Annotated in this window: 15 protein-coding genes; 7 read left to right on the top strand and 8 right to left on the bottom strand. The window is 69.2% G+C overall.

Annotated elements, in window-relative coordinates; translation table 11 throughout:
* Positions 1–83: 83 nt before the first annotated feature.
* From IPK71_16335 to IPK71_16310, 6 genes are all read left to right on the top strand, one after another.
* Complete coding sequence (locus IPK71_16335; protein MBK8215309.1) at positions 84–983, top strand: hypothetical protein; 900 nt, start codon at positions 84–86, stop codon at positions 981–983.
* Positions 984–1037: 54 nt separating this feature from the next.
* A complete protein-coding gene (locus IPK71_16330; GenBank protein ID MBK8215308.1) occupies positions 1038–3308 on the top strand; it encodes a PQQ-dependent sugar dehydrogenase in 2271 nt (756 codons plus the stop codon).
* Entirely contained in the window at positions 3296–4288 is a 993-nt protein-coding gene (locus tag IPK71_16325; GenBank protein MBK8215307.1) for a hypothetical protein, read from the top strand. Before IPK71_16330 ends, IPK71_16325 begins: the two co-directional genes overlap by 13 nt.
* Before the next feature lie 147 nt (positions 4289–4435).
* Complete coding sequence (locus IPK71_16320) at positions 4436–5122, top strand: hypothetical protein (protein MBK8215306.1); 687 nt, start codon at positions 4436–4438, stop codon at positions 5120–5122.
* A gap of 312 nt (positions 5123–5434) precedes the next feature.
* Complete coding sequence (locus tag IPK71_16315) at positions 5435–5815, top strand: hypothetical protein (protein MBK8215305.1); 381 nt, start codon at positions 5435–5437, stop codon at positions 5813–5815.
* A 146-nt stretch (positions 5816–5961) separates the two neighbouring features.
* Positions 5962–7467, top strand: coding sequence for a CoA-acylating methylmalonate-semialdehyde dehydrogenase (locus tag IPK71_16310; protein MBK8215304.1), 1506 nt, complete (start codon positions 5962–5964; stop codon positions 7465–7467).
* A gap of 192 nt (positions 7468–7659) precedes the next feature.
* Here IPK71_16310 and IPK71_16305 read toward each other — a convergent pair whose 3' ends face one another.
* The 3 genes from IPK71_16305 to IPK71_16295 all read right to left on the bottom strand — a co-directional run bounded on the left by IPK71_16305 (position 7660) and on the right by IPK71_16295 (position 10040).
* Complete coding sequence (locus tag IPK71_16305; GenBank protein ID MBK8215303.1) at positions 7660–8244, bottom strand: glycoside hydrolase family 104 protein; 585 nt, start codon at positions 8242–8244, stop codon at positions 7660–7662.
* Positions 8241–9062 (bottom strand): hypothetical protein, encoded by an 822-nt coding sequence (locus IPK71_16300; protein ID MBK8215302.1) that lies wholly within the window; start codon positions 9060–9062, stop codon positions 8241–8243. Before IPK71_16300 ends, IPK71_16305 begins: the two co-directional genes overlap by 4 nt.
* 78 nt (positions 9063–9140) lie before the next feature.
* Positions 9141–10040, bottom strand: coding sequence for a hypothetical protein (locus IPK71_16295; GenBank protein MBK8215301.1), 900 nt, complete (start codon positions 10038–10040; stop codon positions 9141–9143).
* A gap of 28 nt (positions 10041–10068) precedes the next feature.
* Between IPK71_16295 and IPK71_16290 the strand changes: the two genes are divergently transcribed.
* Entirely contained in the window at positions 10069–10299 is a 231-nt protein-coding gene (locus IPK71_16290) for a hypothetical protein (protein ID MBK8215300.1), read from the top strand.
* Positions 10300–10318: 19 nt separating this feature from the next.
* On the opposite strand, the gene asd is transcribed toward IPK71_16290, so the two are convergent.
* The 5 genes from asd to IPK71_16265 form a co-directional block, all read right to left on the bottom strand.
* Positions 10319–11590, bottom strand: a complete 1272-nt coding sequence (asd, locus tag IPK71_16285) for an aspartate-semialdehyde dehydrogenase (GenBank protein ID MBK8215299.1) — start codon at positions 11588–11590, stop codon at positions 10319–10321.
* Positions 11503–11877, bottom strand: a complete 375-nt coding sequence (locus IPK71_16280) for a response regulator transcription factor (protein MBK8215298.1) — start codon at positions 11875–11877, stop codon at positions 11503–11505. Before IPK71_16280 ends, asd begins: the two co-directional genes overlap by 88 nt.
* Entirely contained in the window at positions 11874–13871 is a 1998-nt protein-coding gene (locus tag IPK71_16275) for a response regulator (protein ID MBK8215297.1), read from the bottom strand. The genes IPK71_16280 and IPK71_16275 overlap by 4 nt, the downstream gene beginning before the upstream one ends.
* A gap of 98 nt (positions 13872–13969) precedes the next feature.
* On the bottom strand, positions 13970–15130 hold the full coding sequence (locus IPK71_16270; GenBank protein ID MBK8215296.1) for an FIST C-terminal domain-containing protein: 1161 nt from the start codon (positions 15128–15130) through the stop codon (positions 13970–13972).
* Between the two features lie 144 nt (positions 15131–15274).
* Positions 15275–17002 carry a cytochrome C gene (locus IPK71_16265; protein ID MBK8215295.1) on the bottom strand — a complete coding sequence of 576 codons (1728 nt, stop codon included), beginning with the start codon at positions 17000–17002 and terminating at the stop codon, positions 15275–15277.
* Positions 17003–17101: the final 99 nt, after the last annotated feature.

The raw sequence follows: 17101 nt of genomic DNA, 5'->3' as shown, positions 1-17101 counted from the left end.
AGGCCGGCGGCGAAACGGGTCGAGTCGCGGAGACACCCGCACGAATGTGTGCGACATCGAGCCTCGCCGTGTCTCCCCCCGACATGACCACCCCGTACCGCTCTCCCGGCGAGCGGGCCCCGGATCCAGCCGCCGCGCTCGAGCGGCAGAGGAAGCGCACGTCCGCTGCGAGGGTGCGCGCGATCATGGCCACACTCGCCGTCGTGCTCCCCGCGATGCTCGGAGCGCTCTTCGTGCGGCAAATCCACCGGCTCGACGCCCTCGTCGACCACGGCGTGCGCGCCGAGGCGACCGCCACCCGCGTCCAACCGGACAACGCCACCACCTACGCCTACACCTACCTCGGCGGCGTCCACACCTCGAGTACCCTGTACGCCAAGGCGCCTTTTCCTCCCGGCGCGACGTTCCCCGTGCGTGTGCTCCCGGAGGATCCCTCGTTCTCGCGCCCCGGAAAGGACGGTGAGGTCGCCGCTGCCGAGGCCGCGAGCAACCGTCGTCGTGCTCCGCTCTTCCTTGGGGGCTTCTTCGTGTTCTTCGCGCTCTTCGCCGCGCTCGCCCATCGTGACGTGCGTCGCATCGAGCGCGACACCCCACCCCGCGTCCCGCCGAGCCCACGTACGCTCGGCCGCGTCGTCGCGTCGGTGCTGCTCGCCGTCGTGCTCGGCGTGAACCTCGACCCAGCGGTGCAGGCCGTACACACGAAGGCGCTCGGGGGCACGTGGCTCGGCCTCGCACCGACGCTCGTCGTCTCGGCGATCGAGGTCGTCCTCTTTCTCCCGTTCTTCGTGGTCCTAGAGCACCTCGTGCGGCTCCTCGGGCGGCAACGCGGGGCTCCGCCGGTCGGCGTGATAGGCCTCACCCTCCTGCTCCTGCGGATCGATGCGCCGTACCGTCGCTCGAGGAACGTCGTGCTCGTGGGCCTCGGCTACTTCTTCCTGCTCGTGTTCGGTTGGATCGTGTTCGCGGCCGCGAAGGGCATCTGAGCTCGGCCGGACGCGCCCCTTCCCCGACGGCCCGAGGAGTGGGATCCTCGAGGGATGAAGAGCGCCGCGAAGCGTCCCATGGCGGTCGGGGTCGTCCTCACGGCCGTCGCGGCCTTCGCCGCGTGCGGCGAGGACACTCTCCCCGAAGGCCCGCCGCTCGCGGACGCACGAGCTCCCGAGGCCGCCGCCCCACCGCCTCCTCCCGTGACGGACGCCACCCCTCGCGACGACGGCGCCCCCGTGCGCGCGAAGACCGGGATCGACACCCGCCCCGCGAACCCGACGTGCCTCGCGCCACCGAGGCCGCCTCCCCCGCGCCGCGGCTTCAAGCTGACCGAGGTCTTCGTCGGCGCGGGCCTCGACGAGCCCACCGGAATGGCGCAGCTCCCGGGTGATCGCGGACGCATGTTCTTCATCGAGCGCGCCGGGAAGCTCGTCTCGATCCCCACGAGCGGCGCGCCCACGAAGCGCGTGGTCGCGACCATGCCCGACCCGGTCACCACGGTCGGTGAGCTCGGGATGTTCGGCTTCGCGTTTCATCCGCGCTTCGCGCAGAACGGGTACGTGTACTTTCTCTATTTTCGCCCGGCGCCCGCGCCGCTCGTCGCCGAGGCCGTCATCGTCCGCATGCGCAGCACCGACGGGGGCTCGAGCTTCGGCGAGGCCACGACGATCTACGGACCGTTCGGCTTCTCCACGGATCACCACGTCGCCGGCGACCTGCATTTCGGCACCGATGGCTACCTCTACGCCTCCTTCGGGGACGACAGCGATCCGACGAACGGCCAGAAGACGACCCGCGTCCAGTCGAAGCTCGTCCGCATCGACGTGGACAGCGCCTCTCCCTACGCCATCCCCGATACCAACCCGTTCAAGTCCGGCGGAGGGGAGCCCTCGACGTTCGCGTACGGTTTCAGGAACCCGTTCCGCTTCTCGATCGATCCGGCGAACGGCAACGTGTGGGTCGCCGACGTGGGCGAAGGCGCCATCGAGGAGCTCGACCTCGCCGTGGCCGGCGGAAACTACGGGTTCGCGGAGCGTGAGGGCGCAAACTGCTACCCGCCCGAGGTCCAAGGGTGCAAGACGGCCGGCCTCATCGACCCGGTCATCGAGCACGACCACACGAACGACAAGGTGTTTGCCATCATGGCCGGCCCCGTCTACCGCGGCGACGCCATGCCGAGCCACAAGGGAGAGCTCGTCTACTGGGATTTCTCGACGACCAAGCTCTTCACGCTCGGCGCCGATCCGCGCACGGGGGCCCCGGTGTCCACGCTGCAGGCCGAGCTCGGCACGACCTACCTGATCGACGACATCGCCGAGGGTGACGACCACGAGCTCTACGCCGTCTCGCTGCTCGGGGGAGTGTACCGCATCGAGGACGCGTCCGAGGATCCCGTCGCGCCGAGCCTCTTCCCCGACAAGCTCTCGAAGACGGGGTGCTTCTCGGCGACGAGCCCCCGAACGCCCGTCGAGGCGATGATCCCGTACGACGTCGCCGCGCCGTTCTGGTCCGACGACGCGACGAAGGAGCGGTTCTTCGCGATCCCCGACGGGACGACCATCGACGTGAAGCCCGACGGCGATCTCGACTTTCCGCCCCGCTCGGTCTTGGCGAAGCATTTCCGGATCGGCGGTCGCCTCGTCGAGACGCGCCTCTTCGTCCGCCACGACGACGGCGAGTGGGGTGGCTACTCGTACGCCTGGGACGAGGACGAGCGCGACGCGACCCTCGTCGGCGCGAACGGCCGCACCTCGACGTTTCGCGGGGTCCCGTGGACGTTCCCCTCGCGAGGCGACTGCTTCCGGTGCCACACCGCCGCCGCCGGTCGCAGCCTCGGCCTCGAGCTCGCGCAGCTCAACGTCGACGCGCTCTACACACGCACGAACCGCATCGCGAACCCGATCGCCACGATGAGCCACCTCGGGCTCTTCACGACCCCGGTCGGGCCCGCGGCGACATGGCCGAGCCTCCCCTCGCCCGACGGCACGGCCCCGATCGAGGCGCGAGCGCGCGCCTACCTGCACGCCAACTGCTCGCACTGCCACAGGCCAGGCGGCGGCTCCCCAGTCGCCATGGACCTTCGCTACACGACCTCTCTGGCGGCCACGAAGACCTGCGGGATCACACCGACAGGGAGCGATCTCGGGATCGCGGGCGCGAAGCTCGTCGCGCCCGGAGATCCACCGAGCTCTCTCCTCGTACGACGCATGCGCTCCACGACGTCGAGCCGCATGCCACCGCTCGGCTCACGGAAGGTCGACGAGGCCGGCGCGAGAGTCCTCGAAGGCTTCGTCCGCGGACTGTCGGCGTGCCCACAGTGAACCTCGCCGAGGGCGCGCGCACGGGCTCGCGGTTGGCGACGTTCGGCCCCTACGTTCCCGCAGCGACGGCGCGCGGAGACGTGGTGTTTCAGGCGACCGCGTCGTGCGGCGCGAGCCTCGTCGTCGAGGCGCGAGGCGGCGAGCTCCGAGAGCGCGTGCGCGCAAGTGACCTCGGCTTGGCCACGATCGTGAGCCACCCGGACCTCTCGGACGACGGCGAGACTCTCGCGTTTTACGCCGCGACGGCGGACGGCGGCGTGGGTGCCTACGTGCTCACTCGCGGTGGCTCGTTGACACGGCTCTCGTGGCCCGACGACGCGCTCTTCGCCGTAGGCCCCCTCGGTCCCACCGTAAACGCACTCGGCGACGTAGCCTTCCGCGCGAGGCTCGCCTCCGGAGACGACGCGGTCCTCGTCGCGAGGGGCGGTCATGTCGCTTGTCTCGCTCGAACCGGCGAGCACCTCTCGGCGTTTCGTGGGCTCCCGGTCGTGACCGACGACGGCGCCGTCGTGGTTCGCGCGGACGACGGCGCGGGGAGAGGGATCGTCCTCGTGTGCCGCGAGGGCCACCCGACCACGACGCTCGTGCGTGAAGGAGAGGGCGGCGTGCGTTCGCTCGGGAATTTCCCGAGCGCGCGCGGGGAGGGCGACGTGCTCGTGGCGGCCACGTTCGACGACGGGGCAACATCGGCGCTGCACCTCGGCGCTGGCATGGCGCCGTCCAGGGTCTTCGAGGCACGTCTCTTCACTTCTGTCCGAGGGATCCTTCATGGCGGCCCCTCGGGGTACGTCGTGCTCGGCGCGCGGGCCGACGAGACGCTCGGGGTGTACGTCGGGGGTGCTCGCCTCGTGGGGCTCGGTGACACGATCTTCGGCGAGCGCGTGACGGACCTCGCCGCGAACCCCGTGTCGAGCTCGGGCGCGCGACTCGCCATAAGGCTCGCGTTCCACACCGGGGTCGAGCGTATCGTGTGGACGTGAGGGGCCGACGACCTCGGCGGCGAGGGGTGCGTCGGCGCCCGCAGCAGACCGCAGATTTTGCCGAGCGGGCTCCCGGGCAGCCGTCATCCGTGGGGGTGACATGCCTCGTGTCCACCTCCGGCCTACAACGCGTGGCGGGAGGTCCTCATGATCCGCGCCACCGTCGCCTTCGCCGCCTCGCTCGCCATCGCCCTCGTCGCCTGCGAAACCAAGGAGTGCAGCGATCCCACCACGGCAGGAGCCTCGACGTCGCTCGTCGGGAAGACCCAGCAGGCCTTGGATGACGGCACCTGCCTCGGCTCTCCGCAATCGTGCGGCTCGTTCAGCGGGCTCGGCTGCTCCCAAGAGGGTTGCTCGGTCGACATCGGCAAGTACGACGATCCCTCCGACGATCGGTGCCGCGGGTATCCGCCGTCGTGCACGTCGCGCTCGTCGAAGCTCGCCTGCCAGCGCGTAAAGGGCTGCACGTGGAAGGTCAAGGACTCGACCTCCGGATCGGGCGCGAGCGCGTCGAGCTCGGCGTCGAGCGCGAACGAGGACGACCCGTGCACGGGCGCCGCGACCCCGGCCGCCTCGTCTTCCGGAGGCGCACCGGGCTCCCCCGCGCCGACCCCGTCCGGAGGCGCGCCCGGGGATCCTCCGGGGCCGACGCCCTCCGGGACCACGCCCACCCCGACCACTCCGCCCACCCCGACCACTCCGCCCACCCCAACCACTCCGCCCACCCCGACCACACCTCCCCGCGACGCCGGAGCGCCCCCTGGCCCCGACGGAGGCTCGGGCGGAGGGAGCCCCGGAGGTCCTGGCACACCTCCCCCCGTCCCGCCGGGCTGAGCGCGAGACCCAAGCTCCGCGTTTCCGCGGGGTCGAAGGGCGGATGACGAAGCGCCGTGCGTGGCTCGAGCGCGCCCATGGCGCAGCGCCCTTCGCCGCAGGGGCAGGCCTCGTCGGGGCCATGCTCGGGGCGGTCATGCTCACGGCCGATGTCCCGCACCTCCATCACGTCCCGCGGAGCGCGGTGCGTAGCACGGCGTACGGGGCGTCGGTCCTCGCGGCGCGCACGAGCCGTGCGACGTCGCCGCGAACGAAAACGAGGAGGAGGTCTTCCGCCGCGCCACCGAGGCCGTTCGGCGCTCCTACGCCGCGGTGTTCGGGTCCCAAGCGTACTGTGGCGTCGACCGCGCCGCGCTCGTCTCGCGCACCGGTGCGGGCCTCGACGACGTCGTGGCGGCGCTCTCGTGCAGCTCCGACGAAGGGGGCTGGCTCGCGGGGCTCGTGCTCCTCTCGGGCGAGCAGGGCGGTCCGCTCCGGGTCACGCAGCTCGAAAAGCAGGTGCAGCTCGTCCCGGTCCGCGCGTGCGGCGGGCGCGTTCGCCTCGCGCCGGTCGGGCCACCGACTGCGGCGCTCGGGGGCGCCGAGGTGCTCCCGTGGACACACGTCGCGACCGTTTCGAGCAGGCGGCTCGTCCTGACCGCCGTACGACCCGCGGCATCGGAGCCGACCGACGACCTCGCCATGGCCGAATGAGCGGCCTTCACCGCGGCGACACGAGCCCCGCGGGCGCCGAGGGGGTCTCGACGTGGTGCGTCGTTCGCGCGGGCATCGTCCGCTTCGACACCGCCCGCAACATGTGGAAAACTGGCGCTCTTTCCCTCACCGAGAGAGCCCCCACCATGTCGAACCTCCCCACCATTGGTCACCTCATCGACGGCAAGAAAGTCACGCGCGAAGGGCGCTCTCAGGAGGTCTTCAACCCTGCCAAAGGCACGGCCGAGGCCAAGGTCCTCTTGGCCGACACCGAGACCGTGAAGTCGGCCATCGCGTCCGCCGAAAAGGCCTACCCCGAGTGGCGCAACACCCCGCCCCTCAAGCGCGCGCGGGTCATGAGCAAGCTCAAGGTCCTGCTCGAGGCCAACGCCGAGAAGATCTGCGCGGCCCTCACCGCCGAGCACGGAAAGGTCGCGCCCGACGCGATGGGAGAGCTCCAGCGCGGCATCGAGAACGTCGAGTACGCCTCGTACGTCACCGAGCTCTTGAAGGGCGAGCACAGCCGAAACGTCGGCCCCGGCATCGACTCGTGGAGCGAGTTCCAGGCCCTCGGCGTCACGGCCGGCATCACGCCGTTCAACTTCCCCGTCATGGTGCCCCTGTGGATGTGGCCCATGGCCGTCGCCTGCGGAAACACCTTCGTGCTCAAGCCCTCCGAGCGTGATCCCTCGAGCGCCATGATGGTCTCGGAGCTCGCCCTCGAGGCGGGTCTGCCGCCGGGCGTGCTCAACGTGGTCAACGGCGACAAGGAGGCCGTCGACGCCCTGCTCGACGACCCGAGGGTGCAGGCGCTGTCGTTCGTCGGCTCGACACCGATTGCAGAATACATCTACTCACGCGGCTGCGCGAACGGCAAGCGTGTCCAAGCCCTCGGCGGCGCCAAGAACCACGCCGTGGTCATGCCCGACGCCGACATCCCGAACGCGGTCAGCGCGCTCATGGGCGCGGCGTACGGGTCTTGCGGCGAGCGCTGCATGGCGATCCCGATCGTGGTGGCGGTCGGCGACGAGACGGCCGACGCCATCGTCGCGGGCCTCAAGGCCGAGATCGCCAAGATGAAGGTCGGCCCCGGCACCGACGGCTCGAACGACATGGGCCCGCTCGTCACGAAGGCCCACTTCGAGAAGGTGAAGGGATATGTCGACCAGGGCGTGAAGGAGGGGGCGAAGCTCGTCGTGGACGGCCGCGGCGTGAAGGTTCCCGGCCACGAGAACGGCTATTTCCTCGGCGCGTGCCTCTTCGACCACGTGAAGCCCGGCATGGTCACCTACCAAGAAGAGATCTTCGGGCCCGTGCTCGGGGTCGTCCGCGTGAAGACGCTGAAGGAGGCCATGGACCTCATCAACGCCCACGAGTACGGCAACGGCACGTGCATCTTCACCCGCGACGGCGAGGCCGCCCGGCACTTCACCGACCACATCCTCGTGGGCATGGTCGGCGTGAACGTGCCCCTACCCGTCCCGGTCGCGTACCACTCGTTCGGCGGATGGAAGCGCTCGCTCTTCGGCGATCTCCACGGCTACGGCCCCGACGCGGTGCGCTTCTACACGAAGCGCAAGACCATCACGCAGCGCTGGCCCTCGGCCGGGGTCCGCGAAGGCGCGATCTTCTCGTTCCCGTCGACCAAGTAGACCGAGACCCAAAAGCCCCATGAAAAGAGGCCGGCTCCCTCGTGGAGGCCGGCCTCTTCGTTTTCGCCCCATAGCAGCCCGTTGATCTACTCCCGTCCCCCGTCGGGGAGCTCCAGTGGGGCGGAGGACAGCGTCCTCCTATGGCAGGTCAGGCGAACTCAACGGTCTCGATCGAAGATCATGACAGCTGATTTAGCAGCCCGCCTTGGAGCAGTACTTCGCGCGAGTCGCCGACAGGCTCTTTCGCGGCTGACCGTAAGGCGAGTACGGGAGGCTCGCCCACTCGTACGAGAGCTTCTTCATGGCGTTCGTGAACTCGGTCGCCGTGAGCGCGCGGCTCGTAGGGAGCGTGACGCCGCGGCGCGCGACGAGCTTCATCGCGCCGAGATCTTGGTTCTTCGGGCTGAACGACGAATACCCGAGCCCGTTCCAGGTCGACGTCAAAAACTGGTAACGCCCCGCCGCGCTCGACGAGTATCCGCTCGCCCGCCACACCTTCGACGGGTGGCGGTTGCAGCTCGCGAAGCAGTTGAACGCAAATCCGGTGTTGTAGCCGTCTTGACCACACGAGCCGGCGGTGCCCTCGGTGAAGGCGATCGTGTCGAGCATGGCGCGGTGCTTCGAGGGGACGGCGCCGGACGCGATCGAGGGCGCGCACGTAGGTGCCGAGAGGGCCTCACCGGACTCGTCCGCCGTCTCCTCGGGGTCTTCGATCTCGGCGGAGCAGCCCACCACGGCCAACGCGCAAACGGTCAGAGCGACGACGACGGCTTTCATTTCGTTCCTCCGGGGTCCATGGATCGGATGGCTTGGTTCGCGGCCTCGATGGCCTCTTTTCGGAGCTCTTCGTCGATGCCATCGGCTTGCGGCATCGCGGCGACGCGGGCGAGGAACGCGCGGGCCGCTGCGATTTGGGCCGGATCGGCGCTCTTTCCGAGCTCCTGCGCGATGAGCGTCTGCACCGAGAGATCGACCTTGCCGTCGCGGAGCGTCTCGGCGAGCGCGGCGCGGGCCTCGGGCCCCCCGACGGAAGAGAGCGCCTCGACGAGGTTCGGGACGTTGCCCTCGGCGTCGGGCTCGTGGCGCTTCGTCTCCTCGGAGAGCCACTTGGCCAGCGTCTTGGTGGCCTCGGCGCGTTCGTTCGGCGCGGCCTCCTTCGCGAGCTTGGCGACACCATGAATGATGGTGGGAGCTGCCTCGGGCTCGCGCGCGAGGTCGGTCGCGAGGAGCGCGGGGAGCGCCTTCACGGCGCCTCGATCCACGGCCGCCTGGACCGCGGCGATCTTCGCGACGTCGTCCTCTCCGCGGAGCGCCGCCGTCACCGCGGTCGCAGGGTCGCCCTGGAGGGCGGGCGCTGCGGCGACCACCGGAGGCGAGACCGTCGACGTGGCGACCCCCTGCGGCGCGACCCTCGGGCCCTCGGAGATCGACGCCACGAGGTGCGCGGGCTCACCCGAGCCGGACGGCGTCGTGGCGCTCGCGTCGCGCTCTCCCCCGCGCACGGCGTACGCGACCACGGAGACCGTCACGAGGCCCACGGCCCCGAGGGCGAAGACGACGATGCGCGGCACGGACGACGTCGGACGAGCCATCACGACGAAGGGCTAGCATGCCGGTTTTTCCCGCGCAGAAGTACCGTTCCGAACGAAACTTTCTAACGCGGGCCGGGTGGATCATCGAGCCATCCCCAGCGCCGGCTCGGCCATTCCGTCGACCCGAACGGCGTCCAGCGCGGCCACGAGATCCTTGAGGGGCACGTCGCGGTCCGCGGCCACCGTCACCCTCCCCTCGGAGGCGGCAGGGTGAGACGCCAGGCGAGCCATGCACGCACGCAGCCTCGGATCGCGTGCGGTCGAGAACGGAGGGGCCTCGGAGCTGCTCGCACCGTCACACGTCGCCGTGAGCGCTCGCCCGGCCGAGGCGACCCGCACCCCACGCGACGAGACGTGCACGGTGAGGCAGAGCGCCTCGCTCGACGGATCGAGCGCACCGACACGAAGAGCAGGCTCGCCGAGCGCGGCCCCCGCATCGCCACGAGACGCGTCACGCCGAGAGCCACCGTCCGCATCCACCCCGAGCGCCGCACGAAGCGCGGGAGCCGCGTCGTCCACCATCTGCGCGACACATACACGCTCCCCCGACCGCGGCATCGACAGGGCGAGCACCCGCGCGCCGTCCGCGCCGCGCACCAAGAATTCCATGGAATCTACACCGATTTGCCCCACCGTGTAGACGAGCCGCGCGACCACCTCGTACGGCATGTTCGCGTCCACCGCGAGCACGACGCGCCGCGAGCTCGGGGTCCCGGTGCCCATCGCCGACACGAGCTCCGGGACGAGGAGCCCCCCCGGAGGTGCCCCGCCGAGGGGCGACGCTGGGCCGACCACGACGGCCCCGTCGACGAGCAGGCCACGACGCGGGCCGTACGAGACGATGCGCACGTTGGGATCACCGACCTTCGGCGCGGGCAGCGTGGAGGTCGACATAGGCAGCGTCACGTCCTCCGTGCCCGCGTGCGTCTTGGGCGTACAGGCGGCGGCCGCGAGCGCGAGCGTGAGCATCGTGCCTCTCATGCCTCCATCGAAGCAGAACGGCGGTCCGATGCACACCTGGCGCGTGTACGCTCGTCGTGTGAGCGATCTCCCCGACGTGCGCGACGGCCTCACCCGCAAGGAGCGTGTCGTGCTCACGGTGCTCTCGCGCCTCGAAGGCGAACGTGCGGGCGCGTCGCTGCCGCTCCCCATGCTCTACGGGCGTGTGCTCGAGCACGTCGACATGAGCCAGGCCGAGCTCGTCGCGATCGTCGCCCGGCTCGGCGCACGTCGGGCCTGATGCTCTGGCGGAGCGTTGCTCAGCGCGCGGCGATGTACCCCTCGGCCACGAGCAGCTCTGCGGTGAGCACCGCGCCGCCCGCCGCGCCACGCACGGTGTTGTGCGAGAGGCAGACGAAGCGATAGTCGAAGAGCGAGTCCGGGCGCAGACGCCCGATGGCGACGCCCATCCCGTTCCCGATGTCACGATCGAGCTTCGTCTGCGGCCGCGAGGGATCCTCAAAGTAGGTGAGGAACGGGCTCGGCGCGCTCGGCAGACCGAGCTCGACGGGGCGCCCGACGAACCCCTTCCAGGCCGCCAAAATGTCGTTTTCACTCGGTTTTTCGTCGAACGAAGCGAACACGGCGGCCATGTGCCCGTCCGACGCGGGCACGCGGATGCACTGGGCGGAGATCACCGGGCGCGACGCGTCGACGATGCGACCTCCCTCGAGCGAGCCGAAGATCTTGAGGGGCTCGCGCTCGCTCTTCTCTTCTTCGCCTTTGATGTACGGGATGAGGTTGTCGACCATCTCGGGCCACGTCTCGAAGGTCTTCCCGGCGCCCGAGATCGCTTGGTAGGTGGCGACGGCGATGCGGCTCGGGCGGTAGCCCATGAGCGGCGCGAGCGCGGGCACGTAGCTCTGGAGCGAGCAGTTCGGCTTCACCGCCACGAAGCCACGCGTCGTCCCGCGACGCTTTCGCTGAGCTTCGATGACCGCCGCGTGCGCCCCGTTCACCTCGGGGATCATCATGGGCACGTCGGGCGTCGCCCTGTGCGCCGAGTTGTTCGAGACGACCGGGGTCTCGGCGGCCGCGTAGGCGTCCTCGAGGGCCAAGGTCTCCTCTTTCGTCATGTCGGTGGCAGAGAAGACGAGATCGACCTCGCCCGCGATGCCCGACACGTCACCCGCGTCCTTCACGACGAGCTTCTTCGTCGCCTCGGGCGTGGGAGAGCCGAGGGCCCACCTCCCCGCGACGGCCTCTTCGTACGCGCGCCCGGCCGACTTCGGGCTGGCCGCCACGACCGTCACCTCGAACCACGGATGCTCGGCGAGCAGCGCCACGAAGCGCTGACCGACCATGCCCGTCGCACCCAACACGCCGACCTTGAGCTTCGTCTTCACGAGGCGACCTCTAGCGCACCCCGCGGCCTGCCGAAAGCCTCGGGCGCGCCGCGGGGCTCCGGAGCCGGCGGGCCTCGACCTCGCCGGCTCCGCCTCCCTTAGGTGGCCTTTTCGGCGATCGCGCGCAGCTGCTTGGCCATGTCGGGCACGGGCAGGCTCTTCGAAAGCCACCCGTCGACTCCGCATTCGATCGCCATACGACGCAGCTTGCCCTCGTCCGCCGCAGACAAGAGGAGGATCTTCGTCGGCCCTCCGGAGAGCGCTCGGACGACCATCACCGAAGATCGGGGATCGGCGCCGAGCACGCTCGCGTCGAGGAGCACGAAGTCGACCCGGCCTTGGGCGAGCGCGATGCCCACCTCCGACAGCGAAGGAACTCCTCGAACCTCGACCTCTTCGTAGGCGAGAGCGCGGCCGAGGAGCTCGACTTGCATGGGATCGTCGTCGACGAAGAGGACCGAGAGAGGATTCACCGCGTACGCCCTTGGGGAAGAAGACGCCGAATCAACGAGACCAGCGAATCACGATCGACGGGCTTCGTCACGTACTCGATGCACCCTGCCTCTTTGGCACGCGCGCGCTCCTCGGGGCCCGAGTGCGCCGTCACCGCAACGACCGGCACGTGAGCCACGGCTGGGGTGGCCTTGATGCGCCGAGTGGCCTCCCACCCGTCGATCCGCGGCAGCGACAGGTCCATGAGCACGAGGTCCGGGATGTCCCGCACCGCGCGCTCCACCCCCGCTTCACCGTCCTCGGCCTCGAGCAGCTCGAAGTCCTTCGAGAGGTAGCGGCGCATGATGTCGCGGTTCTGCGGGTTGTCCTCTACGTAGAGGATCCGAGGCAGAATCTTCTCGATCGAGCGCCGCGCCGCCACGAGGTCCTTCGCCTGCCGCACGAGCTCGTCGAGCGCCACGCCTCCCTTGGCGACCACGTGCGCGAGGCCCTCTTTCAGGCTCTGCGCCTCGCCGTCCGAGAGCGTCTTGCCCGTGAGCACGAGGATGGGCACGTCGCTGCCCTCGCTCCTCAGCGTGCGCAGCACCTCGAACCCGTCGATGCCCGGCATGAGCAGGTCGAGGATGACCATCGCAGGTTTCACGACACGTGCCCGGAGGAGCGCCTCTTCGCCGTTCGCGGCCTCGACCGTGGTGAAGCCCACGCGGCGAAGGCTCCGCGACACGAGCTCGCGCATGGAGGCGTCGTCGTCGACCACGAGCACGTCGCCGGCCTCGGGACGCACCGACTTCTTGACGACCGACACGAGCACCTCGGGCTCCACCGGCTTGACGAGGTAGTCGCATGCGCCGAACGAGAAGCCACGCGCGCGCTGCTCCTCGACCGACAGGATGACCACCGGAATACCCGACGTGACCGGATCGGCCTTGAGGCGCGCGAGCACGCCCCAGCCGTCGAGCTTCGGGAGGTGCAGGTCGAGCAGGATGATCGAAGGACGCTGATCCTTCGCCATGGACACTCCCTCGACGCCGTCCGACGCCGAGAGCACCTCGAGCCCCGCCTCCTCGAGGTGACCTCGCAAGAGCTGGTGAATCATCGGGTCGTCGTCGATGACGAGCACCGAGGCCTTGAGCTCCGGGGGCGCCGAGTCGGCGCGCTGCACGATGACGTGCTCCTTCTCCTTCGAGCCGTGCCCGAGCACACCAGGGAGCGTGATGACGAAGGTCGAGCCGCGCCCGAGGCTCGACGTGACCTTCACGTTGCCGCCGAGGATTTGGGTAACCTCCTTGACGATCGCGAGCCCGAGGCCCGTGCCGCCTACTTTTCGGCTCGGCGAGCCGTCGACCTGCCGAAACTTGTCGAAGATGTGCGGGAGCTGGTCGCTCGGGATGCCCGAGCCCGTGTCCTCGACGGTGATGACGAGGGCACGATCGCGTGCCTCGGCCGTCACGACGATCTCGCCCGTGTCGGTGAACTTGGCCGCGTTCGAGCACAGGTTCAAGAGCACTTGCTTCAGCTTGAGCGAGTCGGTGAACGCGACCTCGGCCCCGCGGCCGACCACCGTCCGAAGCTCGACGTCCTTCCCTCGCAGGAACTCGCGCACGGTCGAGGTGCACTCGGCGAGCATCGGCTCGACCTCCACGTTCTCGTGGACGATCTCGACGCGCCCTGCCTCGATCTTGCTGAGGTCGAGGATGTCGTTGATGAGGGCGAGCAGCGTCTTGGCGTTCGCCTTGATGACGTTGAGGTCACGCCGACCGTGCGGCGTGAGGCGCTGCCCCTCCTCGCGCAAGACGAGGTCGCAGTAGCCCATGATTCCGTTCAAGGGCGTGCGGATCTCGTGCGAGAAGTTCGCGAGAAACTCGCTCTTCAGCCGAGCGGCGGCCTCCATCTCCTGCGCACGTTGCTCCTCGAGCTTTCGCGAGCGGGCGAGCTCGTGCGCGAGGCGGTCGAGGTCTTCGTTCTGTTGGCGTGTCACCTCCATCAAGAGGGCGCGCTGCTGGAAGGTGGCCATCGCACGAGCGGCCACGATGGCCCTCGATTCGAGCTCCCTCTTCAGCCGGTCAATCGTCTCTCGAGCTTCTTTCAGCTCGATTTCGAGCGCAGTGTCGGTCACGAGGTGGCTCCGAATACCAAGGAGGTCAAGGTGGTGTTGATGTGGAAGCCGCAGTACGTCTCGAAGTAGACGTTGAAGCCCACGCACGGCGGCGCCTTATGGAACGTGGCCGACAGGCTCTCCATGACGCCCATCTGCGAGGCTTGCCAAATACGACCCGAGCAGTGGAAGAGGAACGCCGCCGACGGGTTCGGGACGCGCGCCGGCACCTCCGTCTGGAAGAAGCGCTCGGTGTCTCCCGCCGGGTCTCCGATGCGCACGAGCTCGAGCTCGACGCCCTCCTCGAGCATGTTGGCGAACAGGATCGAGCCGTCGGGCAAGGGCTTCCACGGCGCGCGGATGAAGTACTCGCGGCCGACCTTGAGCGCCGTCGGCATGACGCCGAACCCCTTGGGCTTACCGAACTCGAGATCGTCGACGGTGCCCCCGAGGATCTCGGCGTAGCGCTCGGCCGCGGGTTTTCCGTCGATCTCGATCGCCCGGTTCGTGAGCACGTCGACCTTCGTGAGGCGGAGCGTCCGGCCCGTGGGGTGGTACCAGTGCGCGCGGAACGCGGCCCACGGCGCGTCGGTCTTGAAGAGCACGGTCGCCACGGCGTCCGTCACGACCTCGCCGTCGATGTGCACGAGCGCCGACTGCTTGGCCGGGTCCTGCTCGTAGTCGGCGGCGCCTCCGCCCACGGTCACGAGCGCCTGGTTGCGCGACATGACGCCCATCAAAAACTCTTCTTTCTTGTAGCGGAAGCCGTCGTCGATGATGAGGGCCACGTACTGCTTCGTGCCGAGCGCGTCGTCGCGTGCGCCGAGCTCGCGCGCCGCCGTGGTCACGGCAGTGTCGCCCGCGATGACCGCCGAGGCCGAGAGGTCTTTTCCGAGCCCGAGGCCGACCTCGAAATCGCCGCTCACGGCGCCGAGCAGCACGCTGTTCTGGTGAATGCCTTCGCGATCGATCTCGCCCGCCGTGCTCGCGCCGACGAGGCGCGCTCTCGGGAACCTCGCGCGCGCGGCTTTGTTGAGCCCCACGTGATCGAACGAGCGCGGGGCATAGAGCGTGATGAGCTTGGGCTCGGCCCCTTCGAGCTGGGCGACGAGCTTGTCGAGAGCGGCGACCGGGTCGCGCTCCTCGGTCCTGGCCGATTTCAGGGTGACGCTAGGCATGTGCGATTTTCCTGGCTTGACGAGGTGGGAGACGAACGAGTCTCCCCGGGTTCGGTTCGAGGGGGACAAAGAACGGAAGAAGAGCGCCCCCCTGCGCTCTTCTTCACCACGATCATGAATCGGGCATCGCCCGAGGGGCTCGTGTCAGTTCAGACCGCTCCCCGGGTGCGTCGTGTGGCACGCCCCCGTGCATTGGTCGAACGACTCGCGACCACCGCCCACGTACATGCTCTCGATCGGACCGAACTGAGCCACGTGGCTCTGCGGGTACGACTTGTGGCACGAGAGGCAGGCGGCCTTGCTGGTGCGCTGGATGCCTGCCGCGTTGAGGTGGCAGTTCGAGCACTTGTTGAGCGGCGCGTCGAAGCGCCCGGAGCGCGAGTGGATGAAGTGCGTGCGTACGGCGATGGGGCCCTCGAGCTCGAACCCGAGCGGCACGTGGCAGGCGTTGCACGCGGCGCGGTTGTCGTTCGCGTGGAGCACCTTGGAGAGCTCGCCGCCAGCCGAGTGGCAGCTCGTGCAGGGGCCGGTCGAGAGCGTCGCCGTGGTGCGCGCCGCCGTCCCGACCTGGATCTCGACCGTCTTCGAGTACGGGACGTCCTCACCCATGTAGGTGCGGCGCCCCTTGACGGTCACGAGGTAGGTGCCGGGCCGCGCGTCGGCCGGAATGTTGTAGATCCAGTTGTCCGGCGGCGTGCGCGCCCAGCCGGCGTGGATCGGATCGAACGCACCACCGAAGAGGTCGCTCGACGTCGGGAAGAGGCGGAACTGCGCGTAGACGTCGTCGCGGGCGAAGGTCGCCACGGTCTGCACGTCCTCGGTGCCGACGAACTGGGCGAGCTCGGCGATCGAGCGCACCGGCTTGATGTCTTGCGCAGGCCCGATGATCTGGCTCATGAGCATGCGCTCACGGTGCTTACGCCGGTAGTAGGTGGTGGAGGGGTCGAAGAACGCGCGGTAGTACTGGATGCCCGGCTCGTTCGCACCGAAGACGACCTCGTTGTACGTCGGCAGGCTACCCTCGGGGTGGAGGCGGTTGCCCTGGCCGTCGCGGAGCGTGATGCGCCAGCGAATGTCGGTACCCGGCGCGTACGTTCCGTCGGGCCGCGGAGGGGTGAGCGCGTCGAGGTCGATCTTGAAGCCGTAGGCGTACGTGGGCGTCTCGATTTGGGTGACCGGGACGATGTACGGAGCGTTCGGCTTTTGCGACCACACGACCCGCAGGCGGGCCGCCGCCGGGTGCATCGTGAAGGTCTTCTCGGGGCTCCGGGTGTAGCGGAGCTCGACGAGCGCCTCTTCCTGGAAGGTGTGCGCGCCCGAACAGTTCGTCGCCGTGGGGCAGTCGTACGTCCACTGGATGGCGCCGTAGCGGCGCGCGAAGAAGTCGTCCGAGTCGCGACGTTTGTCGTCCTTGCCGGCCTTGAGCACGACGGGCGGGCCGAGGGGAGCGCCGGTGGCGGTCTCTTGGCGCACGATGAAGGTGTTGTCTTGCTCCATCCACTTGGCGCCCCGGTAGAACCGGCGCCGGGTGAACGTGCCGTCCGGGTTCGAGAGGAGGACGAACTCCTGATCGACCAGCTGATTGCCCTGCCAACCGAGGCTCGCGAAATCCCCCGTCGTGTCGAGCGCGGCGACCCCTTGGTCGACCGTCGTGTTCACGAAGGCGCGCATGTCGAGCTGGTTGACGTAGAAGCGCTGCCCCTTCTTGACCTTGAGCGGCACTCCCGCGCCGTTCTCGATCTCGAGGGCGAGGCCGACCGCAGGGGGCCCTTCGTCGCAGCCGAGCGCTTGGGACGCCTCGCCGGTCTCGGGCACTTGGGTCAGCTCGTCGCTCGCACAGCCTGCGAACGCGACGAGGGTCGAAAGGCTCACGACCATGAGCAAAGGCTTATAAATACGGGTCGCTCTATGGGGTTCGTCCATCACACTACCTCCCTAACTGCGCGTGGAACATTCATCTTGCTTAGACGC

This window comes from Myxococcales bacterium, assembly GCA_016712525.1.
In the GTDB taxonomy this organism is placed as follows: Bacteria; Myxococcota_A; Polyangia; order Polyangiales; family Polyangiaceae; genus JAAFHV01.
The sequence above is the reverse complement of the archived record's forward strand: the minus strand, read 5'-3'. Positions and strand labels throughout refer to the sequence as shown.

Excerpts from the sequence above, each read along its gene's own strand:
- asd (MBK8215299.1), bottom strand. The coding sequence starts at position 11,590 with ATGCGGAGTCGACGGGTGGCTTTCGAAGAGCCTGCCCGTGCCCGACAT.
- IPK71_16290 (MBK8215300.1), top strand. The coding sequence starts at position 10,069 with ATGCACACCTGGCGCGTGTACGCTCGTCGTGTGAGCGATCTCCCCGAC.
- IPK71_16330 (MBK8215308.1), top strand. The coding sequence starts at position 1,038 with ATGAAGAGCGCCGCGAAGCGTCCCATGGCGGTCGGGGTCGTCCTCACG.
- IPK71_16320 (MBK8215306.1), top strand. The coding sequence starts at position 4,436 with ATGATCCGCGCCACCGTCGCCTTCGCCGCCTCGCTCGCCATCGCCCTC.
- IPK71_16335 (MBK8215309.1), top strand. The coding sequence starts at position 84 with ATGACCACCCCGTACCGCTCTCCCGGCGAGCGGGCCCCGGATCCAGCC.
- IPK71_16310 (MBK8215304.1), top strand. The coding sequence starts at position 5,962 with ATGTCGAACCTCCCCACCATTGGTCACCTCATCGACGGCAAGAAAGTC.
- IPK71_16305 (MBK8215303.1), bottom strand. The coding sequence starts at position 8,244 with ATGAAAGCCGTCGTCGTCGCTCTGACCGTTTGCGCGTTGGCCGTGGTG.
- IPK71_16275 (MBK8215297.1), bottom strand. The coding sequence starts at position 13,871 with ATGGCCACCTTCCAGCAGCGCGCCCTCTTGATGGAGGTGACACGCCAA.
- IPK71_16295 (MBK8215301.1), bottom strand. The coding sequence starts at position 10,040 with ATGAGAGGCACGATGCTCACGCTCGCGCTCGCGGCCGCCGCCTGTACG.
- IPK71_16270 (MBK8215296.1), bottom strand. The coding sequence starts at position 15,130 with ATGCCTAGCGTCACCCTGAAATCGGCCAGGACCGAGGAGCGCGACCCG.